Origin of the sequence: Streptomyces sp. NPDC000983 (genome assembly GCF_040299205.1) — a bacterium.
GTDB lineage: Bacteria > Actinomycetota > Actinomycetes > Streptomycetales > Streptomycetaceae > Streptomyces.
Window position 1 is genome coordinate 131,212 of the sequence record NZ_JBEPBM010000011.1, and the last position, 23,848, is coordinate 155,059.

The window sequence follows — 23,848 nt, forward strand, 5'->3', positions numbered from 1 at the left end:
GCGCCCCGGGGGCTGCCCCCGTACCTCCAATTTCCCTTGCTTAAGTCAATCAACCGCTCTATGGTTGCCTGAGTCAATCGCTCAGTGGGTCCTCAGCGGGCCCTCAGCAGGTTCCGACGGAGGCTTCGTCATGTCCGACCCCCTCGCCCAGCCCGCCCCGGCCGGGGGTTCCGCCCCGCCGAGGACGAACGCCGTGGTGGCGGTGCTGGCCCTGGCCGGAATCGTCGTCTCGCTGATGCAGACCCTCGTCATCCCGATCGTCCCGGAGCTGCCGAGGCTGCTGGACGCCCCGGCCTCGGACGCCGCCTGGGCGGTCACCGCGACCCTGCTCGCCGCCGCCGTCGCCACCCCGGTCGTCGGACGGCTCGGCGACATGTTCGGCAAGCGGCGCATGCTGCTGGTCAGCGCCGTCATGCTGGTCGTCGGCTCACTGGTGTGCGCGCTCAGCGACTCCCTGGTCCCGATGGTCGTCGGACGGGTGCTCCAGGGCCTCGCCTCCGGCGTGATCCCGCTCGGCATCAGCATCATGCGCGACGAACTGCCCGCCGAGCGGCTCGCCTCCGCCACCGCCCTGATGAGCGCCTCCCTCGGTATCGGCGGCGCCCTCGGTCTGCCGGCCGCCGCGCTGATCGCCGACAACTTCGACTGGCACACGCTCTTCTGGACCTCGGCCGTGCTCGGCGCCGTCGCCATCGTGCTCGTGCTGCTCTTCGTGCCCGAGTCCCAGGTCCGCAGCGGCGGCCGCTTCGACCTCGTCGGCGGCCTGGGCATGGCGGCCGGCCTGGTCTGTCTGCTGCTCGGCATCTCCAAGGGCGCCGACTGGGGCTGGACCAGCGGCACCACGCTCGGCCTGTTCACCGCCGCCGTGGTCGTCCTGCTCGCCTGGGGCTGGTGGGAGCTGCGGGTGGAGCAGCCGCTGGTCGACCTGCGCACCACCGCCCGCCGTCAGGTGCTCGTCACCAACCTCGCCTCGATCGCCGTCGGTTTCGCGATGTTCGCGATGTCGCTGGTGCTGCCGCAGCTTCTCCAGCTGCCCGAGCGGACCGGGTACGGCCTGGGCCGGTCGATGCTGGTCGCCGGTCTGGTCATGGCGCCGTCCGGTCTGGTCATGATGGCCACCGCCCCCGTCTCGGCCGCCGTCTCCAAGGCCAAGGGCCCCAAGGTCACCCTGATGATCGGCGCCCTGATCGTGGCCGCCGGCTACGTGCTGAACATCCTGCTGATGTCCGAGGTCTGGCACTTCGTGCTGGTGTCCTGTGTCATCGGCGCCGGTATCGGCTTCACCTACGGCTCGATGCCCGCGCTGATCATGGGCGCCGTGCCCGCCTCCGAGACGGCCGCCGCCAACAGCCTCAACACCCTGATGCGGTCCATCGGAACCTCCTCCGCGAGCGCCGTCGCCGGTGTCGTCCTCGCCCAGATGACCACCGACTTCGGGGGCTACGCCCTGCCCTCCGAGGACGGCTTCAAGGTGGTCCTCGCCCTCGGCGCCGGAGCCGCGCTGCTCGCCTTCGCGGTCGCCTCCTTCATCCCCCGCCACCGCCCCGCGGCCCCCGTCGGCGGTACTCCGGCGCCGGCCCCGGTGACGGCGAAGTCCTGAGCACGGCCGTCCCTTCGGCAGTCCCGCGCGGACGGCCGGAGGGACTGGGGCGCCTCAGCCCGCCCAGTGGTCCCGCTCCGGCAGCCGGACCCAGTGGTCGGGCGGGCCGGTGACCGCGCGGGCGTCCGTCGGGCGCAGTCCGGCGTGGGCGAGGCTGTAGCTGACGGCGTTGCCCCCGTGGACGTAGGCGAACAGGACCTCCTCGCGGCTGCCGTCCACGTCCGGGCCGCCACCCGGGTGCAGGTCGGAGCCCTCGCAGACGCCGTCCCGGAAGACGCAGCCCTGGTTGCCGCTCTTGGGGTTGGCGTACAGGCCGTAGGCGTGGGTGCCCTCGGACAGCAGCCGCATGACGACGGTCCGCTGCGGGGCGTAGCCCCAGGGCTGGGTGACGACGCAGCCGCCCGGCACGGTCGTCACACCGACGTACCGCAGGCTCTCGTCCATGTCGAAGTCGAGGAAGTCCTCGATGAGTTCCTCCATCAGTTCCGGGTCGGCCGGGGCCGCCGCCAGCCGGCGTATCGCCTCCTCGGCGTCGATCCCGGCGACGCAGGCCAGGCCCAGGCCGTCCAGGTAGCAGCCGCCGAGGGCCGCGGTGAGCCGTCGTCCCTCGTCCGCCACAGCCTGCTCGGCCTCGGTCAGACCGGGCTCGCCCGCGGCGCGCGGGAAGAGGTCCGGCTCGGGTCCGGCGAGGCCGAGGCGGGCCGGGGTCCAGCCGCCGAATCCGACCCACCCGAGGTCGGCCCCGGCCGCGGCCAGGGCGCGCGCGTTCTCCGTGCGGCGGTACACCAGCGCCTCCCACAGCGCGGTCGTGTCGCCCTCCAGCGCGTCCACGTCGGCGACGCGCCGGGCCAGTTCGGCGACCGTTTCGGGCGAGCCGAACGCCGCCGCCCGGTGCAGCGGCCGCGAGCCGCCGACGCCCCAGCGCTCCGGATCCGCCCCCGCGTCGAGGCGCCGCCGCACCTCCTCGTGGTCCCGCCAGCCGCGGTGATCCATGCCTTCCCAGCCCTGCCCCGTCACGGTGCCCCCTTCGACGCGCACGCCCCGCCGGCGGACCGCGCCCGGCCCGCCGCTGTCTCCCGTCCCTGCCAAGACCATCGCAGACCCCACTGACACCTGGCACAAACTGCCACCCTGTCAGAAGGTGACAGTCGACCGGAGTTCACCCGGACGTCGATGTGTGCACACACCATCCGTCCCATGAGCAACCTCACCCGCGCCGGTGCCGCCCTGGCCCTCACCGCGCTCGCAGCGACCGCGACGGCCGTGCCCGCCGCCGCCCACACCCGGCACTCCGACACGCGCACCGCCCAGCGCATCCCGTTCACCGCGGCGACCGTGACCGCCGGCGACGACGGCTCGTACCGCATCGTCTGGACGGCGCCCGGGGCACGCAAGGTGACCGTGAAGGCGGGCGGCGAGGTCGTCGCGCGCGGCGGTTCGCACGGCGACGTGACCGTGCGCGGGCTCACCGCCGCCGACCGGCAGTGGTTCGACCTGGTGCCCGAGCGCGGCGGCTCGCTGCACCTCGCGGACCGGCTGATCGAGCTCGACGGCACGGTCAACTTCCGTGACGCGGGCGGTTACCGCACCAAGGACGGCCACTGGGTGAGGATGGGCGAGGTCTACCGCTCCGACGCCCTGAACCACCTCACCGACGCCGACCTGGCCAAGCTGGCGCGGCTCGGCATCAGCACGGTGTTCGACCTGCGGATGGAGTCGGAGCGGGCCGCCGCCCCGGACCGCGTCCCGGCCGGCGCGACGTACACCGTCGCCGACGTCGTCGGTGACTCGGGCGCGTTCACCTCCCTGCCCACGACCGGGGCCGAGGCCGCCGCGATGATGGTCGAGGGCGAGAAGGCCATGGTCAGCGGCGACTCGGCGCGCGCCGCCTACAGCACCGTGTACGCGGGTGTCGCCGACGACGAGCGCGGAGTGCTCTACCACTGCACCGCGGGCAAGGACCGCACCGGCTGGTCCAGCGCGGCCCTGCTGACGGCCCTGGGCGTCCCCGGCGACACGGTCATGGCCGACTACCTGGCCAGCAACACCTACCGGGCCGTCGTCAACGAGGCCACGCTCGCCGCGCTGCCCGCCGCCCGGGCCGAGATCTACAAGCCGCTGCTCGACGTCCGGCCGGAGTACCTCGACTCCGGTTTCCAGGAGGTCCGAGAGGAGTACGGCTCCTTCAACGGCTACCTGCGCGAGGGACTCGGCATCGACGCGCGCGAGCTGCGCGAGCTGAAGTCGGAGCTGCTGGTCGGTTAGGAGCACGCCACGGGCGGCGGACGGCACCGTCCGCCGCCCTCACCCGGTGTGCGCCCTCAGCCCGAACAGGTACGTCGCCGCGAAGCCCACCGCGTACCCCGTCAGCAGGCCGCCGGCGTAGACCGCCGCCGTCCAGGCGAGGCCGCCGGGGCCCGCCAGCAGCGGGAACAGGGCCCAGCCCGACGGGCCGATGGCGGTCGCGCCCACCCGGTCGCCGAGCATCGCGAACCCGCCGACGAAGGCACCGCCCGCCGCGCCGCCCGCGCAGGCCGTCAGGAACGGGCGGCCCAGCGGCAGCGACACCCCGTAGATCAGCGGCTCGCCCACCCCCAGCAGGCCCGCCGGGAGCGCCGATCTGATGGTGGTGCGCAGGGTGGTGTCGTGGCGCAGCCGCACGTACACCGCCAGGGCCGCGCCGACCTGGCCGGCGCCGGCCATCGCCAGGATGGGCAGCAGGACGGTGTGGCCCTGCTCCTCGATGAGGGTCGCGTGGACCGGGATCAGGGCCTGGTGCAGGCCCAGCATCACCAACGGCAGGAACAGGCCGCCCAGCACCATCCCGGCGGCCGCCCCGGTCGTCGTCAGCAGCCAGTTCGCCGCCGTGCCGATGGCCGACGACACCGCGCCGGCCGCGAACATCAGGCCGTAGAGCGTGGCCAGGCCCGCCACCAGGACCGTCAGCGTCGGGGTCAGCAGCACGTCCAGCGTGCCGGGCATCCGGCGCCGACACCACTTCTCGACGTACGTGCCCAGCAGCGCCGCCGCCAGCGCCCCCAGCACCCCGCCCTGACCGGGCGCCAGGGTCACCCCGAACGCCGTCACCTTCGCCACCCCGGGGTAGACCACGATCGCCGCGACCGCGCCGCCGAGCACCGGCGTGCCGCCGAACTCCTTGGCCGTGTTGTGGCCGACGAACACCGCGATCAGCGCCATGAAGGCGGCGGCGACGGCGGACAGGGCGGGCGTCAGCCCGGGCAGCCACCCCAGGTTCAGCAGCAGGCCGTTGAGGCCCGCCAGCACCCCGCAGCCGATCAGCGCCGGGATCAGCGGGACGAAGACGTTCGCGACCCGGCGCAGGGCCAGCTTCACCGGGGTGGCGTTGCGGGCCGCCTGCGTCCGCTTCAGCAGCAGCGCCTCGAAGTCCGCCGTCACCCGGGCGACCGCGCCCGGGCCCAGCACGATCTGGTAGGTGTCGTCGTCGACCACGCCGAGGACGCCGGGCACCGCCCGCAGGGCCTCCTCGTCCACCAGGGAGCGGTCTCTGAGGCCCAGCCGCAGCCGGGTCATGCAGTGGGCGACGGAGGTGATGTTCGCGGGGCCGCCGACGAGCGGGAGGATCGCGGCGGCCGTGTCGCATGAGGTGCTCACCCCCCGAGACTGCGGTTCAGCCGCCCGCCGCCGCCAGCGCGGCACGCAGATGGCCGCCGGACTCCTCCAGAAGGCGGGCGGCCGTAGGGCCGTCCACGCCGGCGAGGACGGCGAGGACGGCGTTCTTCACCTCGCCGTCGGTGGCGGTCAGCGCCCGTTCGATCTCCGCGTCCTCCGCGCCCGTGGCCAGCGCGACGATCCGGCGGGACCGGGCGCGCAGCTTGTCGTTGGAGGCGCGCACGTCGACCATCAGGTTCCCGTACGTCTTGCCCAGCCGGATCATCGTGATCGTCGAGATCATGTTGAGGACGAGCTTCTGCGCCGTGCCGGACTTCAGCCGGGTGGAGCCGGTGAGCAGTTCGGGGCCGACGACGACCTCGATGCCGTGGTCCGCTGCGGCCGCGAGCGCGCTGTGCGCGTTGCAGGCCACGCCGATGGTCAACGCGCCCAGGGCGCGCGCGTGTTCGACGGCGCCGACGGCGTAGGGGGTGCGGCCGGAGGCCGAGACGCCGACCACCGTGTCGAGCGGGGTGAGGGCGAGCCTGTCGAGGTCGGCGCGGGCCAGGGCCGCGGAGTCCTCGGCGCCCTCGACCGACGTCACCATCGCGGTGGGGCCGCCCGCGATCAGGCCGACGACCTGCGCGGGGTCGGTGTTGAAGGTGGGCGGGCACTCGGAGGCGTCGAGCACCCCGAGCCGTCCGGCGGTGCCGGCGCCCGCGTAGACGAGCCGTCCGCCGCGCGCCATGCGCTCGGCCACGGCGTCGACGGCGGCGGCGATCTCCGGCAGACGGGCGGCCACCGCGGCGGGCACGGAGGTGTCCTCGCCGTTCATCAGGCGGGCGATGTCGAGGGTGGGGAGCTTGTCGATGTCGGCCAGTTCGGGCCGGAACGCCTCGGTGGTCAGGGAGTCCAGTTCGGCACGGAGTTCACGGGGGTCGGACGGAGGGGTCATCGTGCTCTTTCCGGTGCGGGTGCGGCCTGTCGTCTTGCGGGCCGGGGCTGTCGCCGGGCGGTCGGGACGGCGACGAGCGGGCGGCCCTACCGCCGGTGCCGGTGGGCGAGCGCCTCGTAGGACGCCGACAGCGCGGGCGCCGCGGTCTCGTACGTGCGCTGCGCGACCCCCACGAACAGGCAGTCCACGACCAGGAGTTGACCGGTCCGGGAGGACATCGCGGCGGGGCGCAGCTCGCTCTCGCGCGCCGTGGACGTGGTCAGTACGTGGTCGGCGTACTGGGCGACCGGCCCGTCGGGGCGTCCGGTGATCGCCACTGTCGTGGCGCCGTGCTCGAAGGCCGCCCGCAGCGGTTCGATCACGTCCCCGGTGGACCCGGAGTGGGTGATCGCGACGGCCACGTCGCCCCCGCGCAGCTGGACGGCGTTGGTCACGGCGAGGTGCGGATCGCTGTGCGCGTGGGCTATGAGACCTATGCGCAGCAGCTTCTGGGTGAGGTCCTGGGCGACCAGACCGGAGGCGCCGACGCCGTAGACGTCGATCCGGCGGGCGCCGGACATCGCGGTGACGGCCGCGCCGAGCTGGGCGGTGTCGAGTCCGGCCGCGGTGTCGGCGAGGGTCTGCTGCTCGTCGTAGGCGAGTTTGGCGACGACGTCGGCGATCGGGTCGTCGACCGCGATGTCGGTGGTGATCGCCGGTGACCGTCCGGACTGCTGCTGGGCGGCGAGTCCGGCGAGGGCGAGGCGCAGATCGCGGTAGCCGGGGTAGCCGAGCAGCCGGGCGGTGCGTACGACGGTGGCCTCGCTGGTGCCGGTGAGCTCGGCGAGGCCGGTGACGGTGAGCGCCGAGCAGCCGGCCGGATCGCCGGCCACGGCCTCGGCGACGCGCTGCATGGAGCGGGTCATCGACGGTGCCAGCGTGCGCACCTTCGCCGCGAGGGCGGCCGGGGCCGGGGGCGGACCGCTCGGCTTGCCGAAAGTTTCCTTCACATGCTGGGTCACGGTTGAAAGATATTTTCGCTTCAGTGTTGTGGTCAAGAGTGCGCACAATGGGGGCATGGATCCCTCCCACCACCCCGTTGGCCCCCTGGAGCAGGCGTTGCACGCGGCACGCGCCCTCGTGCTCGCCGATCTGGTCGCGCGCGAGGTCGCCGAGGCGGACGTCGTGTCCCTGGTGGAGGACTCCGTGGTCCAGCGCCGCTGGTGGGTGGAGCAGTGGCCGGAGGGCGCCGCCTATGTCGCCGGACTGGTCGCGCAGGACGTCCAGGACGCCCTGCTGGAGCGGTACGGCCGCTGGCCGCTGTGCCCGGTCTGCGGCCAGGGCGACCCGCACGCGCTGGACGTGGAACCGGAACTCGGCCCCGATCCGCACTGGGTGTGCCACAAGGCGGGCGTGCGGGTGGCGTCCGTCGGCTCGCTGGGCGGAGCGGCCCGCCCGTGACGGTGTACATCGACCCGCCGACCTGGCCCGGCCACGGCCGGATGTGGTCCCACCTGGTCAGTGACGTCTCCTTCGCCGAACTGCACGCCTTCGCCGAGGGCCTGGGCGTGCCCCGCCGGGCGTTCGAGCGGGACCACTACGACATACCCTCGCACCGCTACGCCGACGCGGTCGCCGCCGGAGCGAGGCAGGTCACCAGCCGGGACGTGGTGCGCCTGCTGACCGAAGCGGGCCTGCGCCGCCCGAAGGGCCGGCCCTAGGGCAGGCCCTAATGCCTGCCGCCACCGCGCAGGTACACCTGGAGCGGACCGTCCGCCCCGTGGTTCTCGCCCAGGGCGCGCTCCTCCTCCACCGTCGCCCGGACGAAACCGGACCGGGTGAGCACGGCCTGCGAGGGGTGGTTGGCGTGGTCCACCGTCGCCATCAGCGTCCGTACGTCGTCCCTGGCCAGCGCCCACTCCGCGAGCGCGCCCAGCGCCTCCGTCGCGTAGCCGTGGCCGCGCGCCGACTCCGCGAGGTCGTAGCCGATCTCGACCCGGCCCTCCTCGTCGGGCGCGCCGTGGAAGCCGATCGCGCCCACGGCCCGGTCGTCCTCCTGCCGCACCAGCACGAAGGCGCCGAACTCCGGCCGGTGCACGCCCGCTTCGTACGCCTTCACCAGCATCCCCGACGCCTCGCGGGTGCCGTCGTACGGTCCGCCCGCGACCCAGTCGAAGCCCCCGTCGCCGCCCGCGGCGAGGTCGGCGGCGGTCGCCGGGGTCAGGCTCTCCAGGGTGAGCCGCTCGGCGGGGACGACCAGGTTGTTGACCCAGTGCCAGTCCGTGACCGGCGCACGGCCGGGCAGTTCACCGCGGCCGGTCGCCCACAGCAGGGTGCTCCACGGCGTGGGGCCGGGCCGCACCTGCGGCAGCAGCCGGGTCAGGGCGAACCCGGCCAGTTCGGCGGGCGGTTGGTAGGCGAGCCCCAGGGCCTCGGCGATGTCGTACGTGTGCAGCAGCACCTCGCCCACGCCGAGCGCGGCGAAACCCTCCGGGTTCGCGGTGCCGAAGGGGCGGGGGTGGGGGGCGCGGAGACCGCGCGGGGTGGTGCGGATCGTGGCGGCGAGCAGGGCGCCGGCGGTCTCGACGGCCCGCAGCGCGCCCTCGCCGCCCCGGCCGTCCTCGGCGGCGACGACGAAGGGGACGTACGGGTCCTTCCCCCGCGCGGCCAGCCGGCTCGCGTACGCGATCAGGGACTGGGCGACGTGCACCGCCGCCTCCCGGCAACTCCACTGCGAACGGGCCGCCTCGACCGCGTCCCAGTCCCGCTCGCTCGCCGTCGACAGCAGGCCGACCGCGCCCGCCACCGCTTCCTGTACGCGTTCCCCGCCCATGTGTCGCATGCGGGCAGGCTATGCGGACGGGTCCGGCGGCAGCGAGAGCATTTCCAGTTCCCCGGCGAGGTTGTGCCGGGCGGTCGCCTCCCAGTTGCGCTGCCCGTACGGCGTCCTGAACAGCCTGGGCAGGTCCAGCAGTTGGCGCAGGACCGCCGCCCGGCCGGTCCGGAAGGCGTCGCCCGGCACGAAGTGGTACTCCGCGCGGACGGCGGCCGTGTACGCGGCGTACGCGGCGGGCGGCGAGGCCAGGACCGCGAGGTCCGCGTCGCACAGGACCTGCCCGTCCACGTCGTCCTCGGCGGGGTCGTGGGTCACGGTGAGGCGGACCAGCCGGGCCACCTCGGCGACCCGCTCCGCGGGCACCCCGGCCTCGGTCAGGGCCCGCTCGGCCAGCCGCGCGGACCGCTCCTCGTTCGTCGAGCGGTCCGGCAGGTACACCGCGTCGTGGAACCACGCCGCCAGGCGTACGGCCACGGGGTCGCCGGCGTACCGCTCCAGCTCGTCCAAGTGCCCCAGGACCGCGGCCAGGTGCTCGACCGTGTGGTACCGCCGCTGCGGCTCCGACCAGCGCTTGAGCAGTTCCTCGCCGTACCGCGCGGGATCGGGGTGGCCGGCGCCGTCCGGCGCCGGGGGCAGGGTCGCCAGCCAGCGCCGGCGGAGGTCGTCGAGATCGGCCATGGGTCCATTCTCCGCGACCGGGGGCATCGGGCGGACCCCGCCGGGGGCGGGTTCGTGGTGTGGCGGGCGTAGTCTTGGGACAGGATTGGACTAGACCTATAGAGCCGATGAATGGGGCCCCATGAGCAAGCGTGCAGTCCTGGAGGTGATCGCCCTCGACGCCGAGGACGCGGTCGCCGCCCAGGCCGGAGGCGCGGACCGCCTCGAACTGGTCACCGACATCGCGGCCGACGGGCTCACCCCGTCCACCGGGACCGTCGCGGCCGTCCGCGCCGCGGTGGACATCCCGGTACGGGTGATGCTCCGGCTGACGGACGGCTTCGCCGCGGGCGACCTCGACCGGCTGGCCGGGGTGGCCGCCGAGCTGCGCGGTGTCGGGGCGTCGGAGTTCGTGCTCGGGTTCCTCGACGCGGACGGGGCGGTCGACCTGGACGCGGTGGAGCGGCTCACCTCGGTCCTCGACGGGTGCCGGTGGACGTTCCACCGCGCCATCGACCGGGCGGCGGACCGGGACGCGCTGCGCAAGGCGCTGGACGGGCTCCCCGGCCTGGACACGTACCTCACCGCGGGATCGGCGGCCGGCGTGGACGAGGGCCTGCCGGTCCTGCTGGCGGAGGCCGCGCGAGGCGGCGAACCGGGCTACGAGCAGCAACTGCTCGTCGGCGGCGGCCTGACCCTGGCCCACGTCCCGTACCTGCGCTCCGCCGGCCTCGACGCCTTCCACATCGGCGGCGCGGCCCGCCCCCAGGGCTGGCAGCACCCCCTCTCCCAGGAGTCCGTGGCGGAGTGGCGCCGGGCACTGGACGAGGTCTGAGCGCTGCTCCCGGCGCGGGGCGCGGGCTCAGGTGCGGCGGTTGGTGTTGGCGTGCGCTGAGGTGAGGCGCCCGCGCTGCGGGGCGTGGGCTGAGGCGTGGTGGCGGGTGCCCTGCGCGGATTGGACGGGTTCCGTGCCGGGGCCTGCCGCGGCAAGTGGCGGCGGCGCCGCATGCCGACCGCGCCGGAGTCTGCTGCCGGGCGGCGCGGACATCGGGGCGGTACGGCGACCCGCGGAGTGGCGGCGGCGGCACGACGAGGCCCGGCGCCCCGCCCCACCCCATCCGCCCAGCTCCCTCAGCCTCGCCCCTCAGCCCGTCAGCCCGTCAGTCCGTCAGCTCGGTCGGCAAGGGGGCCGTGTGTGTGACCGTCAGGCCTGATACCGCTCGGGTCAGGGTGACGTACAGGCGGCGCAGGCCCGTTCGCTCGTCGGGTTCGCCGGCGACCACCGCGGCGGGCTCGTCGAGGACCACGTAGTCGTACTCCAGGCCCTTCGCCAGGGACGCCGGCACCAGGGTGAGGCGGGTCTCCTCCGTCGTCTCCTCACCGGGGGAGAGGTGACCGATGCCCGCCCCGGCCAGCGCCCGCGCCAGCTCCGGGATCCGCGCGTCCGCCGCGATCAGCCCCGTGGAGCCCTCGTGGCGCAGCAGCTCCCCGCACGCCGCGACCACCTCCGCGACCCCGCCCACCTCCCGCACCTCGAAGAACCCCGGGTTCTCCCGGACCGAGGCCACCGGGGTCAGCCCCGGTGCGATGTGCGGGAGCAGCCGCGAGGCGTAGGCGATCACGTCCGTCGGCACGCGGAACCCCGCCGTCAGCTCCTCCACCTGCCCGTCCGCCTTGCCCAGGTGCGCCAGCGCCTCCGCCCAGCTCCTGGTCGCCCACGGGGTCGTGCCCTGCGCCAGATCGCCCAGCACCGTCGCCGAACCCGTCGTACAGCGCCGGCCCACCGCCCGGTACTGCATCGGCGACAGGTCCTGTGCCTCGTCCAGCACCACATGCCCCAGCGACTGCGTCCGCCGGTCCAGGTCCGTCGCCTCGTCGATCAGCACCGCGTCCGCCGCCGACCACTTCGCCGACTTCACCGACCGCACCGGACGCGCCCACAGGATCAGCTTCCGCTCCTCCTCGGTCAGCACCTCCCGCGCGTGCTCCGCGAGGAACTCCTCGTCCGTCAGCAGCCGCAGCACCAGCTTCGCCGGCTCCACCGCCGGCCAGATCGCCTTCACCGCCGCCTTCACCGCGGCGTTCCGCGCCACCGCGTCCTGCACCCGGTCGTCGGGCGCCTCGCCCGACCGCTCCATCTGCACCAGCACCGCGTGCGCGATCCGCTGCGGCAGCGCCTCCCGCGCGGCGCCGTACCGGATCTCCCGGTCCAGCAACTCCCGCACGATGTCCTGGAGTTCGTACGAGGCGACCCGCCAGCGGCGCGAACCGCGCACCACCACGACCGGCTCCGTGGGCATCGTCACATGGGAGTACAGCGCCGACCGCAGCACCCGGGCCATCCGCGCGTCACCCTTGACGACCGCCGCGGCCGCCTCGTCCGTGCCGCGCACCTCCACCTGCCCGACCAGGTCGTCCACGGTCGCCTGCCGTACCGTCAGCTCGCCCAGCGCGGGCAGCACCTGCTCGATGTAGTTCAGGAAGGACCGGTTCGGCCCGATCACCAGCGTTCCCGTGCGGGCCAGCCGCTCCCGGTGGGCGTACAGCAGATAGGCCACCCGGTGCAGGCCCACCGCCGTCTTCCCGGTCCCCGGACCGCCCTGCACACACACCGTGCCGCCCAGACCGGACCGTACGATCTCGTCCTGCTCGGGCTGGATCGTGGCGACGATGTCCCGCATCGGGCCCACGCGCGGACGCTCGATCTCCTGCTGGAGCAGCTTGCTGGTCCGGGCCGCCTCGGCCGGGTCGGACAGGTGCTCGTCCTCGTACGCGGTGAGGCCGCCGCCCGTGTAGCCGAAGCGCCGGCGCAGCGCCACGTCCATCGGGTCCTTCTTGGAGGCCCGGTAGAACGGCTGCGACACCGGCGCCCGCCAGTCGATCACCATCGGATCGCCGGCCGCGTCGTGCACGTGCCGGCGCCCGATGTAGAACTGCTCGCCCCCGGCACCCTCGGCCAGCTCCGTGCCCGGCGCGTGCAGGTAGTCCAGGCGGCCGAAGAAGAGCGGGGTGTCGCTCAGGTCGGCCAGCGCCTTGATCCGGTCGTCGATCTGGCGGGCCAGCACCTCGGCGTTCACCCAGTTCGCGGTGACGTCCTTGATGTCGAGCGCCTCGACGTCCTCACGCATGGCACGCAGCGCCGCACGGGAGGAGGCCAGGTGGGAGCGCTCTCGGGAGAGCGGGTCGTCGATGGGCGTGGACAAGGGGGTGCCTCCGGTGGGCCTGCGGGGTTCGGGCGCTGCGGGAAGCCGTCCGGTTTCCGTCCGGACGACGGCACTCCGCGAAGGGAGGCGGGCAAGAGCGGAGAGTGTAGGCGAGGGCGCCAGGTCCGGGCCAATGGATTTCCCGCCCGCACCCGATCCCGATCCCCGTACTGCCCCGGACCATCATCGGACCGCCCCCGGACCATCCCCGGAGCGCCCCCGGACCACCCCCTAGGGGACGCCTCTCCTCCTTGAGGGCGGCCCCTCCCCCTCGGGTACGACCCCGCGCCGACCCCGGTTCGCCCCCGAGACCGATGCTCTCCTTATGTCCCGGAATCCACCATGGAGACATGAGCACAGCGACCATCACCCCAGCCCACGGCCGTCACCCCACCACCGGAGCCACCCCGGTCCTCGGCAGCCACCGCCACCGCCTCGGCGACGCCCTGCGCGCCGTCAAGGTCTTCGCGGGCGCCGCCTACGACGTCGTCGTCCTCGGCGAGTACGGCGAGGAAGCGGGTGTACGCCGCAGGTGAGCGACCCCGCACCGGCCCACCGTCACGGACCGCTCAGGAGCCCTCCGCCAGCAGCTCGTCCGCGTCCACGATCCGGTACGCGTACCCCTGCTCGGCGAGGAACCGCTGGCGGTGCGCGGCGAAGTCCTGGTCGATCGTGTCCCGGGCGACCACCGAGTAGAAGTGCGCCTTGTGGCCGTCGGCCTTGGGCCGCAGCACCCGCCCCAGCCGCTGCGCCTCCTCCTGGCGGGAGCCGAAGGTGCCCGAGACCTGGATGGCGACCGTGGCCTCCGGCAGGTCGATGGAGAAGTTCGCGACCTTCGACACCACCAGCACACTGATCTCGCCCTCACGGAAGGCGTCGAAGAGCTTCTCGCGCTGCGCGTTGGGGGTCTCGCCCTTGATCACGGGCGCGTCCAGATGCTCGCCCAGCTCGTCGAGCTGGTCGATGTACTGCCCGATGACCAGGATCTGCTGGCCCGCGAACCGCCGCACCAGCGCCTCCGTCACCTTGCGCTTGGTGGCCGTCGTCGCACAGAAGCGGTACTTCTCCTCCTGCTCGGCGGTCGCGTAGGCGAGCCGCTCGGAGTCGGTGAGGTTCACCCGCACCTCGACACAGTCCGCCGGCGCGATGTACCCCTGCGCCTCGATCTCCTTCCACGGAGCGTCGAACCGCTTCGGCCCGATCAGCGAGAACACGTCCGACTCCCGGCCGTCCTCCCGCACCAGCGTCGCCGTCAGCCCCAGCCGCCGCCGCGCCTGGAGATCCGCCGTGAACTTGAAGACCGGCGCGGGCAGCAGATGCACCTCGTCGTAGACGATCAGCCCCCAGTCCCGGGAGTCGAACAGCTCCAGATGCGGGTAGACACCCTTCCGCCGGGTCGTCAGCACCTGGTACGTGGCGATGGTGACCGGCCGGATCTCCTTGCGCGTCCCGCTGTACTCGCCGATCTCGTCCTCGGTCAGCGAGGTCCGCTTCACCAGCTCGTGCTTCCACTGCCGGGCCGAGACGGTGTTGGTGACGAGGATCAGCGTCGTCGACCTGGCCTGAGCCATCGCCCCCGCCCCGACCAGGGTCTTGCCCGCCCCGCAGGGCAGCACCACGACCCCGCTCCCGCCGTGCCAGAAGTTCTCCACGGCCTGCCGCTGGTAGGGCCTGAGCGCCCACCCGTCCTCGGCCAGGTCGATGGGGTGCGCCTCGCCGTCGACGTACCCGGCGAGGTCCTCGGCCGGCCAGCCCAGCTTCAGCAGCGTCTGCTTGATCTGCCCGCGCTCGGAGGGGTGGACGACGACGGTGTCCGGGTCGATCCGGGCGCCGACCAGCGGAGCGATCCGCTTGGAACGCAGCACCTCCTCCAGCACCGGCCGGTCGGTGCTGGTCAGCACGAGCCCGTGCGCGGGATGCTTGGAGAGCGTCAGCCTGCCGTACCGGTCCATCGTCTCGGCGACGTCCACCAGCAGCGCGTGCGGCACCGGATACCGGCTGAACTCCACCAGCGCGTCCACGACCTGCTCGGCGTCGTGCCCGGCGGCCCGCGCGTTCCACAGCCCCAGCGGCGTCACCCGGTAGGTGTGGATGTGCTCCGGCGCCCGCTCCAGCTCGGCGAACGGCGCGATGGCACGACGGCACGCGTCCGCCTGCTCGTGGTCGACCTCCAGGAGCAGTGTCTTGTCTGATTGGACGATCAGCGGTCCGTTCACGTACGCATCCCTCCGGACGGGTCCAAACCTCCAGTGTGCCCCAGCCGCGCCCGGTCGCGGGCGGCGTGGATCACACCGCGGTCTACTCGTCCGCCAGCTCCGCCACCCCCGTCACCCGGTGCAGGGGATAGGTGCGGACCTCGTCCGCGGTGTGGTCGTACGCCGTCACGAAGCCGCCCTCGACGCGGATCGGGGCGATCACCCGCTGGCTGGCGGAGCCCTCGGCGTTGACGTAGCCGATCCACACGGCCTCGCCCGTCAGGACCGCCGCCTGCATCGTGGCGAGGGTCTCCGCGGCACTGGTGCGGGGGAGTTCGCCGCCGGAGAGCGCGGGCTGCTTGCGCGGGGCGGTGGAGGCGAGGTCGCCCGCCCGGATCGCCCGGATCGCCGCCGACAGCAGCGTCCCGTCCGGCACCGGCGGACCGTCCGGCACCGGTTCCGGCGCGGTGCGCGGCGGCGTGCGGTGGGCCAGCGCCCGCGTGATCAGGACGTCGCCCTCCGCGGACTCCGCGGCCGGCGCGAACCCCATCGCGCGCAGCCCCTCCAGCAGCGCCGCCGGATCGGCCTGCGCGGCCAGCACCGTCGGCGCCAGCCGCCGCAGCCGCAGACCCGCGGCCCGCTTGTCGGCGAGGATCTCGTTCAGCATCGCGTCGTCGTCGCAGCGCACGTACGCGGACGCCGCGCCCACCCGCAGATGACCGTGCTTGCGGGCCACGTCGTCGATCAGGTACGCCAGCGGCTGCGGCACCGGCGTACGGGAGTGCGCGGCGAGGAAGGCGTGCAGGTCGGACGCGGCCTGACCGGAGTCCAGGGCCCTGCGCACCGAGCCGGGCGTGAAGCGGTAGACCGTGGCGCCGCCCTTGGACTCCACGTCCGCGAGCACACCGAGCATGTCCGCCAGGGGCCGCCGGAGCGGGCCCGGGGCCACCGCGGTCAGGTCCGCCTGGAGCAGGACGTGGTCCAGCGGCTCGGGCAGCAGCGGCGCCAGCAGCCGCGCCGCCGCCGCGGCGGCCGTGGCCTGCTCCGGCGCGGTCAGCGGCGCCGCGGCCGGCACCGGATGGTGATGGACGGGAAGCTTGTCGCCCGGCCCGGCGGGCTCCCTCCCCGCCCGGTCGTGCCCCCTCGGCTCCGGCAGACCCAGCAGGGCCCGCCCGTGCGCCGACAGCGCGCCGCGCCCGGTCACCCCGAGCCGCTCCGCCTCCTCCAGCGTCCACCCGGCCAGCTGTCCGCGCAGGTCCTCGCCCTTCTGCGGCCCCCGCAACGGCCGCTCCCAGCCCAGCCGGGCCAGCACCGAGGCGGGGTCCGCCGCACCGCCCTGCGGCAGCCCGGCCAGCAGCGCCAGCACCCGGTGCCGCACCTCGGGCGCAGCCGAACGGTCCAGTCCCGGGCCGAGCGCGGAGAGCGTACGGTCCTTGGCGTCCCGCCCGCCGACCAGCCCCGCCGTCCTGGTCGCCGTCAGCCAGGCCCGCGCCAACCGCGCCCACCGCAGATGCGGGGCCTGCTCCAGCCACTCGTCGTAGGCGGGCGTCGCCGCGAACCGCTCGTCGGCCTCACCGTCGGAGGCCAGCAGTCCGGCGGCCAGCGCCAGCTCCACCCAGAACGCGGCGACCGGCTCGGCGACGTCGAGGGCGACGGCCGTGCGCTTGAGGTCGCGGACGCTGAGCCCGCCCGCCCGCAGCACCGCGGGCCCGCCCTCGTCCCAGTCCTTGAGCAGCTCCTCCACGGTCGCCAGCGCGTTGTGCGCCTGCCCGGCCGCCGTCGCGTCCACCACCCGCGCGGGATGCGTGGCGGCGGCCTCCACGGCGGGCGGCAGCGGCTCGGTCGCCCGGTGCGCGCGGCCGCCGCGCAGATGCAGCGCCACCTCGCGGGGCAGGACGACCGTGCCCGGCGAGGTCGGCAGCAGCAGCCCGCGGTCCAGCAGCCACCGCAGATGCGCCGCCGGATCGGCCGTGACCTGCCCGTACGGCGGCCCCCACACCAGCCGGGACAGCACCTCCAGGGACTCCGCCGGGGCGCCGGCCAGCAGCCCGGACATCCGGCGCCGGTCCGCGAACAGCCCCGTCAACGCGGTGACCGCGGAGACCGCGTCATGCGTGGAGGGCAGCCCGGCGGCGGCGACGATCTCCTGCACCCGGCCCGGTGACATCCCCGAGGACGCCTCCCGCACGGTCGGCCCCAGCCCGGTCGGGGACGGATGCTGAGGGCTCGGGGTGAGCAGCTCACGGGCGGTGCGCACCAGCCGCAGCCGCTCGTCGTCCCCCCACACCAGGGCCTGCTCGCGCAGCAGGGCGACGGCACGGGGCAGCGCGCCCGCCACCGCGGGGTCGCCCTCGTCGCCGGCCGTCAGCCGCAGCAGCTCCGCGTACGGCGCCGGGTCCGAGGCCACGGCCAGCGCCTCGGCCGTCTGCAGCGCGAAACGGTCCAGCCGCTCCAGGGCCCGGACCACGGAGGCCCGGGTGCCGGCCCGCGTCGCGAGCTGCGTCAGATCCGTCGGGACGGGCGTGATGAGGTCGGGACGGCTGCGCAGAAGCACGGCCAGGGAGGCGTCGTCCCGCACGCGGAGCGCTTCCGCGAGGGAACGGGGCGAGGGTGCCGGGTCGCTCATCCGACCCACGTTAGCGGCTGGGTATGACGATCGGGTTCGCCCGCGTCGCACGACCTCCCTCGGCCGTCCCGGCGGTGCGACACGGTACCTTCGTCGCGCGGGGTTTCAACACGGCGACCCCCGGAGGGACTTCGTGGGGATTGAGAGCGACCAGGTCGTCTACGAGTATCTGAGCCGCGTCGGAGACGTCGCTCAGCAACGGCAGTTGCCGTCGGCCACTCGGATGCGGCTCGTTTCGGAACTGCGCAACGAGATCGACCGGCGCCGGGCCAAGGTCCCCGTCGACTCGCCCGCCGCCGTACGCCGGATCATCGAACGCCTCGGCACCCCCGACGACATCGTCACGGCCGCCGGCGGCCGCGGCGGAGCCGCACCCCGGCCACCGGCCCCCGCCGTGCCCGAGCAGCCCGACGGGCAGCCCCGGAGACTGCGCCGCATCGTGCCGCGCCCCCGCCCCGCCGAGGCCGCCCCGGACGCCGACATCCCCTCCCCGCCGCACCTCGCCGCCACCCACGAACTCGGGGACAGCGCCGCCCAGCCGGACTGGTGGCGGCTGGACTCCAGCCCCTTCGGAATCGGTGACGAGGTCCCCGGCTTCGTCGGCGGCGTGGAGATCCCCGAACTGCTCAAGCCCCCACCGCCGAAGGAACCCAAGGAGCCGGCCAAGGCCCCCGCGGCCACGGAGAAGACCGAGAAGGCCGAGCCGACCGAGGCAGCGGACGAGTCCGCCGGACGCCGACGCTTCCGGCTCCTGCCCGCCGGCGCCCTGAAGAGCCGGCAGAACCCCCTGCTGCTCCTGGCCGCCGCCCTGCTCGTGGCCGGCGCCGTCCTCGGCAACCTCGTCGTGCTGATCCTCGGCTGGCTCCTCGCCTACGGCTCCCGCCGGCTGACCGACGGCGAACGCAAGGGCGCCGTCGTGATCGTGCCCGGCCTCGCCGCCGCCGCGGGCGTCGTCTGGCTGTGGGGCCGTACCGAGGGCCGCTGGGGCGACCCCGTCGCCGAGGGGCAGCTGGGCGACGCCGTCGCCGGGACCTGGCCCTGGGTCCTGCGGGGCGCCGCGGTCGCCTCGGCGCTGTACCTGGTGTGGCGGTCGCAGAGGCAGAAGTAGGTCCGCCGGACCGGCTGGGCACAATGGCCCATATGGCCTTCACCGCGCACCCCGAGCCCGCCCCGACCGTCGGCTTCGACCTCGACATGACCCTGATCGACTCCCGCCCCGGCATCCACGCCTGCTACACCGCCCTCGCCGAGCGGACCGGGACCTACGTCGACGCCGACCTCGCGGTCACCCGGCTCGGCCCGCCGCTGGAGGAGGAGCTCGCCCACTGGTTCCCCGCGGAGCGGATCACCGCGACCGCCGAGCTGTACCGGGCGATGTACCCGCAGCACGCCATAGCCGCCACCCCGGCCCTGCCGGGCGCCGCCGAGGCCATCGCCGCCGTGCGCGCGGCCGGCGGACGCGCGATCGTCGTCACCGCCAAGTACGAGCCCAACGCCAAGCTGCACCTCGCACACCTCGGCATCGAGCCCGACGCGGTCATCGGCGACCTGTGGGCCGAACGCAAGGCGGAGGCGCTGCGGGAGCACGGAGCGGGCGTCTACGTCGGCGACCACCTCGGCGACATCCGGGGCGCCCGGGCCGCCGAGGCCCTCTCGGTGGCCGTGGCGACCGGCCCCTACGACGCCGACGCCCTGCGCGCGGCCGGCGCCGACGTCGTCCTCGCCGACCTCACGCACTTCCCCGACTGGCTGGCCGCCTACCGTCCCGCGCGCGCCTGACGGCGCCCCGCCGCGATTGACCGGAACACCCCCGCGCCGGCGATCAGGAATCCGACCCCCATGAGCATGCTCAGACCGAACATGAACGTGGGAAAGGGATCCGTCCCGAGCAGCAGCGGGGCCACGGTGACCAGAGTGGCCACCGCACCGACAAGGAACACGACGCCTCCGACCCGGATCAGTCGGTCACCGGGCCCGGCGGAATTCGTTTGGGTTTTGTCACGCACTCGACCAGGGTAGTTCCCTGCCCGAGAGAACAACCGGGGGACGTCTTGTCACCGGCCCGAAGACCATTAGCCTTGGAACCGGCGGGTCAAGGTCGACCCGCCGCAGTGCTATCAAGACCCCTTTTCAGAAGCAGTTTTCCGACGAGTACGAGGACGAGGACAGACGTGCCTACCGGCAAAGTCAAGTGGTTCAACAGTGAGAAGGGCTTCGGCTTTCTCTCCCGTGACGACGGCGGTGACGTCTTCGTGCATTCCTCGGTTCTCCCCGCCGGAGTGGAGACGCTCAAGCCCGGTCAGCGCGTGGAGTTCGGCGTGGTCGCCGGACAGCGCGGCGACCAGGCCCTCTCCGTCACCGTCCTCGACCCGACGCCCTCGGTCGCGGCGGCCCAGCGCAAGAAGCCGGACGAACTCGCCTCGATCGTGCAGGATCTGACGACCCTGCTGGAGAACATCACGCCCATGCTGGAGAAGGGCCGTTACCCCGACAAGGCGTCCGGAAAGAAGATCGCCGGACTGCTCCGCGCGGTCGCCGACCAGCTCGACGTATAGCCGTCGGGCCGGAGTTCAGGGGAATTCCAGTGCCTCCGGGCCGAGGGGCGGCAACAGCCCCTCGGCCGCGGCGCGGGTCAGCAGTCCGCGCACCGCGGCATAGCCGTCCTCGCCGAGACCGGCGGTGAACTCGTTGACGTACAGCCCGATGTGCTGGTCGGCGACGGCCGGGTCCATCTCCTGGGCGTGCTCCATGACATAGGGCCGGGAGATCTCGGGGTCGTCCCAGGCCGCCCGCACCGAGGCGCGGACCGCGTCGGCGAGCGCGGTGAGACGCTCGGCGCCCAGCGCGCGCTTGGCGATGATCGCGCCCAGCGGGATCGGCAGCCCGGTGGTGTGCTCCCAGTGCTCGCCCATGTCGGCGAGCTTGTGCAGACCGTAGTTCCGGTACGTGAACCGGGCCTCGTGGATGACCAGCCCGGCGTCCACCTTGCCGTCCCGCACCGCGGGCATGATCTCGTGGAACGGCATCACCACGATCTCGCCGACCCCGCCGCCGAGGGTGTCCGCCGCCCACAGCCGGAAGAGCAGGTACGCCGTCGACCGCTCGCTGGGCACCGCGACCGTCCGGCCGGTCAGGTCCGTGCCCGCCTCCCGGGTCAGCACCAGCGGGCCGCAGCCCCGGCCCAGCGCGCCCCCGCAGGGCAGCAGCGCGTACTCGTCGAGGACGTAGGGCAGCACCGCGTACGACACCTTCAGCACGTCGAACTCGCCGCGCTCGGCCATGCCGTTGGTGAGGTCGATGTCCGCGAACGTCACGTCCAGCCCGGGCGCGCCGGGGACGCGGCCGTGGGCGAGGGCGTCGAAGACGAACGTGTCGTTGGGGCAGGGGGAGTACGCGATGCGAAGGCTCATACCGACTTCCAACTCTCCAGTACGGGCGTGATCTTCCCGAAGCCCGTGGTCAGGGCGGCCAGGGCGGCGGGGACGGCCCAGGCGGCGCGGTCGCGCGGGCCGACCGGGTTGGAGACGGCCCGGATCTCCAGCACGGGCACCCGGTGCGCGGCGGCCGCCTCGGCGACCCCGAAGCCCTCCATGGCCTCGGCGAGGGCGGTGGGGTGGCCGGCCCGGAGCGCGTCGGCGCGGGCGGCGCTGCCGGTGACGGTGGAGACGGTGAGGACGGCGCCGGTCAGCGCGCCCGCCGCGGCCGCCGCCCGGCGTACCAGGTCGGCGGGCGGGTGGTGGGTGACGGTGCCGAAACCGAGCTCGGTGACGGGGACGAAGCCGTCGGGGGTCTCGGCGCCCAGATCGGCGACGGTGATCTCGTCGGCGACGACGAGGGAGCCGAGGGGCGCGTGCGGGGCGAATCCGCCGGCGATCCCGGCGGAGACCACCAGGTCGTAGGGGGTGCCGGCGAGGGCGGCCCGGGTCAGCGCGGTGGCGGTGCCGGCGGCGGCGCGGGCGGGGCCGACGCCCACGGCCAGTACGTCACCGGGGTACGCCTCGGCCACCGCGTCCCGTTCGGCGGGGACCGCGGTGGCTACGAGGACCCGTACGGGGGACGTGGTCAGTCCTCGTCTTCCTTCTTCAGCTTGAAGGACCACAGCCCGGTGACCGCCTCGCCGCCCTTCTCGCCGTCGCCCGCCTTGATGGAGACGAGCGTGGAGTTGCCCTGCGCGCCGTACTGGGCGTTGAAGAAGACGCTGCCCGGGATCTCCTGGTACGTCTTGTCGAAGTCGTCGGTGATCGGCTGGCCGTTCATCAGGATCGACCAGCGCTTGTCGGCGATCTCGGGGTCGACGCCGATGCGGACGGTTTTGTCGGGGTCGACGGTGAGGGACTTGATGTCGGTGTCCTTCAGGCACGCCGTCAGGTCCTCGGTCTTCAGCGTCTCGTCCCCGCCACCGCAGGTGGCCTCCTCGCTGACCGAGGAGGTGCCGACGGTGATCGTCGCGATCGGCGTGGGCTTGTCGCAGGCAGACAGAACGAGCAGTCCGGCGGAAACGGCGCCGGCGGCTGCGACGGCGCGGCGGCGTCGCACAACGGATTGCAGCGTGGTCATGGGCGAAGGTTATCGGGACCTTACTGCGCTCTCTTTACGTGGGGGTACGGCGTGCCGCGGTGAAGCGTTCCGAGGGCCTACGCCACCCGCCCGCGCGGTGAGCCGCCGTGGCGGGCGGAGCTGATCAGGCCGCGGACGGTGGTCAGCCAGCCCGCGCCGACGATGACGGCGGCCACCGACATGCCGAGGACGCCGTTCAGGGGCAGCACGATGCCGATGGCGCCGCCGAGCACCCACGACATCTGCAGGAGCGTCTCGGAGCGGGCGAAGGCCGAGGTGCGCACCAGTTCCGGCACGTCCCGCTGGATCAGCGCGTCCAGGGAGAGTTTGGCCAGCGCCTGGCAGAACCCGGCGACCGCCGCGAGGCAGGCCACCAGGGCCGCGCTGAACAGGACGGCGGCGGTGATCGCGGCGGCCAGCACACAGGCCACCACGGTCACGATGATGATCTCCGGGGCGCGCGATCTCAGCCACGCGCCGACCGCCGTACCGCAGGCGTTGCCCACGCCGGCCGAGACGGCCACTATCCCCAGCGACACCGCGGCGCTCTGGCCGGCCAGCGGATGCTCGCGCAGCAGGAAGGCCAGGAAGAAGATCAGGAAGCCGGACAGGCAGCGCAGGGAGGCGTTGGCGCCGAGCGCGTGGGTGACGGCGATACCGACCGTGCGCAGCCCGGGACGCTTGACGGGCTTGAGGTGCGGCCCGTGCAGATGCTGGGCGTCCGCGGCGAGCAGCGCGGTGTCCTCGCCCTTGGCCGAGTCCACCTTCCGCGGCAGGGTGAACGACAGGATCGTCCCCGCCACGAAGATCACGAAGGCGCCGTAGAGCGGCCAGCGCGGTCCCAGCGCCTGGAGTCCCGCGCCGATGGGCGCGGCCACACCGGTGGCGAGGAGCCCGCCGAGGGTCACCCGCGAGTTCGCCTTGACCAGGGAGAACTTGGGCGGCAGCAGCCGTGGGACGACGGCGCTGCGCACGACGCCGTACGCCTTGGAGGCGACCAGGACGCCGAGTGCCGCCGGGTACAGCTGGATGCTGCCGGTGATCACCGCGCCGGACAGCACGAGGGCGAGCAGGGCGCGGGCGAGCATCGCGCACGCCATCGCGGCCCGGCGGCCGTGCGGGACCCGGTCCAGCAGCGGGCCGATCACCGGAGCGAGGAGGGTGAACGGCAGCATGGTGATCGCGAGGTACATCGCGACCCGGCCCCGGGCCTCGTCGGTGGGGACGGAGAAGAACACGGTGGAGGCGAGCGCCACGGTGATCATGACGTCGCCGGCGCCGTTCACGGCGTGCAGTTCGATCAGTTTGCCCAGGCCCGACTCGCCCGCCCCGTGGGCGTGGGTGGCCTTGCGGATGCCGCGGGCGGGGCCGGTGACCGGAAAGTGCAGGGCACGGCCGACGGAGCGGACGGCGCCGCCGATCCGGCCCGAACCGCCGCCTCGACTGCGGCCCCTGTCCCCACCGACCCCGGTGGCTCCTTGAGGCGTCCGCGCGGCTGCCACGACGTCATAGTGCCCCGAGATCGGCTCTTGTAGTGCGGTTACCGCGCGTATGGCGGTGGCTTTGTCCGTGGTTTGCGACCGTCGGTGTAGGCCGAGCGCCGGTGAGCA

23 protein-coding genes are annotated in these 23,848 nt (G+C 73.9%); 9 read left to right on the forward strand and 14 right to left on the reverse strand.

All coding sequences use genetic code 11. From position 1 onward, the window contains the following. Window positions 1-130 precede the first annotated feature (130 nt). The gene (locus ABT296_RS15400; protein WP_351927295.1) at window positions 131-1,600 is read left to right on the forward strand and encodes an MFS transporter; all 1,470 of its coding nucleotides are present in this window, start codon (window positions 131-133) and stop codon (window positions 1,598-1,600) included. Window positions 1,601-1,654: 54 nt separating this feature from the next. On the opposite strand, the gene ABT296_RS15405 is transcribed toward ABT296_RS15400, so the two are convergent. Continuing rightward, window positions 1,655-2,617 carry an ankyrin repeat domain-containing protein gene (locus ABT296_RS15405; RefSeq protein ID WP_351927297.1) on the reverse strand — a complete coding sequence of 321 codons (963 nt, stop codon included), beginning with the start codon at window positions 2,615-2,617 and terminating at the stop codon, window positions 1,655-1,657. A 180-nt stretch (window positions 2,618-2,797) separates the two neighbouring features. On the opposite strand from ABT296_RS15405, the gene ABT296_RS15410 reads away from it, so the two are divergent. After that, complete coding sequence (locus ABT296_RS15410) at window positions 2,798-3,865, forward strand: tyrosine-protein phosphatase (protein WP_351927299.1); 1,068 nt, start codon at window positions 2,798-2,800, stop codon at window positions 3,863-3,865. A gap of 39 nt (window positions 3,866-3,904) precedes the next feature. Here ABT296_RS15410 and ABT296_RS15415 read toward each other — a convergent pair whose 3' ends face one another. The 3 genes from ABT296_RS15415 to ABT296_RS15425 form a co-directional block, all read right to left on the reverse strand. After that, window positions 3,905-5,233 (reverse strand): PTS transporter subunit EIIC, encoded by a 1,329-nt coding sequence (locus ABT296_RS15415; RefSeq protein ID WP_351927301.1) that lies wholly within the window; start codon window positions 5,231-5,233, stop codon window positions 3,905-3,907. Between the two features lie 16 nt (window positions 5,234-5,249). Continuing rightward, on the reverse strand, window positions 5,250-6,185 hold the full coding sequence (gene murQ, locus ABT296_RS15420; RefSeq protein WP_351927303.1) for an N-acetylmuramic acid 6-phosphate etherase: 936 nt from the start codon (window positions 6,183-6,185) through the stop codon (window positions 5,250-5,252). Window positions 6,186-6,271: 86 nt separating this feature from the next. After that, entirely contained in the window at window positions 6,272-7,186 is a 915-nt protein-coding gene (locus ABT296_RS15425; protein WP_351927304.1) for a MurR/RpiR family transcriptional regulator, read from the reverse strand. Between the two features lie 55 nt (window positions 7,187-7,241). Here ABT296_RS15425 and ABT296_RS15430 point away from each other — a divergent pair, with 55 nt between their 5' ends. Then, window positions 7,242-7,625, forward strand: a complete 384-nt coding sequence (locus ABT296_RS15430; protein WP_351927306.1) for a DUF8819 family protein — start codon at window positions 7,242-7,244, stop codon at window positions 7,623-7,625. After that, window positions 7,622-7,885, forward strand: coding sequence for a DUF4031 domain-containing protein (locus ABT296_RS15435; RefSeq protein ID WP_351927308.1), 264 nt, complete (start codon window positions 7,622-7,624; stop codon window positions 7,883-7,885). Before ABT296_RS15430 ends, ABT296_RS15435 begins: the two co-directional genes overlap by 4 nt. Before the next feature lie 8 nt (window positions 7,886-7,893). On the opposite strand, the gene ABT296_RS15440 is transcribed toward ABT296_RS15435, so the two are convergent. Both ABT296_RS15440 and ABT296_RS15445 read right to left on the reverse strand, forming a co-directional pair. Beyond that, complete coding sequence (locus tag ABT296_RS15440) at window positions 7,894-9,006, reverse strand: GNAT family N-acetyltransferase (protein ID WP_502977252.1); 1,113 nt, start codon at window positions 9,004-9,006, stop codon at window positions 7,894-7,896. 9 nt (window positions 9,007-9,015) lie between these two features. After that, window positions 9,016-9,678 carry an HD domain-containing protein gene (locus ABT296_RS15445; protein ID WP_351927310.1) on the reverse strand — a complete coding sequence of 221 codons (663 nt, stop codon included), beginning with the start codon at window positions 9,676-9,678 and terminating at the stop codon, window positions 9,016-9,018. 121 nt (window positions 9,679-9,799) lie between these two features. On the opposite strand from ABT296_RS15445, the gene ABT296_RS15450 reads away from it, so the two are divergent. After that, window positions 9,800-10,492, forward strand: coding sequence for a copper homeostasis protein CutC (locus ABT296_RS15450; protein WP_351927312.1), 693 nt, complete (start codon window positions 9,800-9,802; stop codon window positions 10,490-10,492). 325 nt (window positions 10,493-10,817) lie between these two features. Here ABT296_RS15450 and ABT296_RS15455 read toward each other — a convergent pair whose 3' ends face one another. Beyond that, window positions 10,818-12,860 carry a HelD family protein gene (locus ABT296_RS15455; RefSeq protein ID WP_351927314.1) on the reverse strand — a complete coding sequence of 681 codons (2,043 nt, stop codon included), beginning with the start codon at window positions 12,858-12,860 and terminating at the stop codon, window positions 10,818-10,820. Window positions 12,861-13,210: 350 nt separating this feature from the next. On the opposite strand from ABT296_RS15455, the gene ABT296_RS15460 reads away from it, so the two are divergent. After that, complete coding sequence (locus ABT296_RS15460) at window positions 13,211-13,396, forward strand: hypothetical protein (RefSeq protein WP_351927316.1); 186 nt, start codon at window positions 13,211-13,213, stop codon at window positions 13,394-13,396. 33 nt (window positions 13,397-13,429) lie between these two features. On the opposite strand, the gene ABT296_RS15465 is transcribed toward ABT296_RS15460, so the two are convergent. Beyond that, window positions 13,430-15,076, reverse strand: a complete 1,647-nt coding sequence (locus tag ABT296_RS15465; RefSeq protein ID WP_351927318.1) for a DNA repair helicase XPB — start codon at window positions 15,074-15,076, stop codon at window positions 13,430-13,432. An 82-nt stretch (window positions 15,077-15,158) separates the two neighbouring features. Then, window positions 15,159-17,681 (reverse strand): helicase-associated domain-containing protein, encoded by a 2,523-nt coding sequence (locus tag ABT296_RS15470; RefSeq protein WP_351927320.1) that lies wholly within the window; start codon window positions 17,679-17,681, stop codon window positions 15,159-15,161. 133 nt (window positions 17,682-17,814) lie between these two features. Between ABT296_RS15470 and ABT296_RS15475 the strand changes: the two genes are divergently transcribed. Then, entirely contained in the window at window positions 17,815-18,789 is a 975-nt protein-coding gene (locus tag ABT296_RS15475; RefSeq protein WP_351927322.1) for a hypothetical protein, read from the forward strand. Window positions 18,790-18,812: 23 nt separating this feature from the next. After that, on the forward strand, window positions 18,813-19,460 hold the full coding sequence (locus tag ABT296_RS15480) for an HAD family hydrolase (RefSeq protein WP_351927324.1): 648 nt from the start codon (window positions 18,813-18,815) through the stop codon (window positions 19,458-19,460). On the opposite strand, the gene ABT296_RS15485 is transcribed toward ABT296_RS15480, so the two are convergent. Beyond that, window positions 19,439-19,687 (reverse strand): hypothetical protein, encoded by a 249-nt coding sequence (locus ABT296_RS15485; protein ID WP_351927326.1) that lies wholly within the window; start codon window positions 19,685-19,687, stop codon window positions 19,439-19,441. The two genes, ABT296_RS15480 and ABT296_RS15485, sit on opposite strands and share 22 nt — an antisense overlap. Window positions 19,688-19,852: 165 nt before the next feature. Between ABT296_RS15485 and ABT296_RS15490 the strand changes: the two genes are divergently transcribed. After that, window positions 19,853-20,236: a cold-shock protein gene (locus ABT296_RS15490; RefSeq protein ID WP_351927328.1), complete on the forward strand. Its 384-nt coding sequence runs from the start codon at window positions 19,853-19,855 to the stop codon at window positions 20,234-20,236. Between the two features lie 15 nt (window positions 20,237-20,251). Here ABT296_RS15490 and ABT296_RS15495 read toward each other — a convergent pair whose 3' ends face one another. The 4 genes from ABT296_RS15495 to ABT296_RS15510 all read right to left on the reverse strand — a co-directional run bounded on the left by ABT296_RS15495 (window position 20,252) and on the right by ABT296_RS15510 (window position 23,740). After that, window positions 20,252-21,091 (reverse strand): 1,4-dihydroxy-6-naphtoate synthase, encoded by an 840-nt coding sequence (locus tag ABT296_RS15495; RefSeq protein WP_351927330.1) that lies wholly within the window; start codon window positions 21,089-21,091, stop codon window positions 20,252-20,254. Then, window positions 21,088-21,780 carry a futalosine hydrolase gene (locus ABT296_RS15500; RefSeq protein WP_351927332.1) on the reverse strand — a complete coding sequence of 231 codons (693 nt, stop codon included), beginning with the start codon at window positions 21,778-21,780 and terminating at the stop codon, window positions 21,088-21,090. The genes ABT296_RS15495 and ABT296_RS15500 overlap by 4 nt, the downstream gene beginning before the upstream one ends. Further along, the gene (locus ABT296_RS15505; protein WP_351927334.1) at window positions 21,744-22,238 is read right to left on the reverse strand and encodes a DUF2771 domain-containing protein; all 495 of its coding nucleotides are present in this window, start codon (window positions 22,236-22,238) and stop codon (window positions 21,744-21,746) included. The genes ABT296_RS15500 and ABT296_RS15505 overlap by 37 nt, the downstream gene beginning before the upstream one ends. 77 nt (window positions 22,239-22,315) lie before the next feature. Then, window positions 22,316-23,740 carry an MFS transporter gene (locus ABT296_RS15510; protein WP_351927336.1) on the reverse strand — a complete coding sequence of 475 codons (1,425 nt, stop codon included), beginning with the start codon at window positions 23,738-23,740 and terminating at the stop codon, window positions 22,316-22,318. Window positions 23,741-23,848 lie beyond the last annotated feature (108 nt).

Coding starts and splice junctions, on each gene's coding strand:
- ABT296_RS15505 (WP_351927334.1), bottom strand. CDS start 22,238: ATGACCACGCTGCAATCCGTTGTGCGACGCCGCCGCGCCGTCGCAGCC.
- ABT296_RS15410 (WP_351927299.1), top strand. CDS start 2,798: ATGAGCAACCTCACCCGCGCCGGTGCCGCCCTGGCCCTCACCGCGCTC.
- murQ (WP_351927303.1), bottom strand. CDS start 6,185: ATGACCCCTCCGTCCGACCCCCGTGAACTCCGTGCCGAACTGGACTCC.
- ABT296_RS15430 (WP_351927306.1), top strand. CDS start 7,242: ATGGATCCCTCCCACCACCCCGTTGGCCCCCTGGAGCAGGCGTTGCAC.
- ABT296_RS15445 (WP_351927310.1), bottom strand. CDS start 9,678: ATGGCCGATCTCGACGACCTCCGCCGGCGCTGGCTGGCGACCCTGCCC.
- ABT296_RS15450 (WP_351927312.1), top strand. CDS start 9,800: ATGAGCAAGCGTGCAGTCCTGGAGGTGATCGCCCTCGACGCCGAGGAC.
- ABT296_RS15470 (WP_351927320.1), bottom strand. CDS start 17,681: ATGAGCGACCCGGCACCCTCGCCCCGTTCCCTCGCGGAAGCGCTCCGC.
- ABT296_RS15480 (WP_351927324.1), top strand. CDS start 18,813: ATGGCCCATATGGCCTTCACCGCGCACCCCGAGCCCGCCCCGACCGTC.
- ABT296_RS15460 (WP_351927316.1), top strand. CDS start 13,211: ATGAGCACAGCGACCATCACCCCAGCCCACGGCCGTCACCCCACCACC.
- ABT296_RS15400 (WP_351927295.1), top strand. CDS start 131: ATGTCCGACCCCCTCGCCCAGCCCGCCCCGGCCGGGGGTTCCGCCCCG.
- ABT296_RS15495 (WP_351927330.1), bottom strand. CDS start 21,091: ATGAGCCTTCGCATCGCGTACTCCCCCTGCCCCAACGACACGTTCGTC.
- ABT296_RS15440 (WP_502977252.1), bottom strand. CDS start 9,006: ATGCGACACATGGGCGGGGAACGCGTACAGGAAGCGGTGGCGGGCGCG.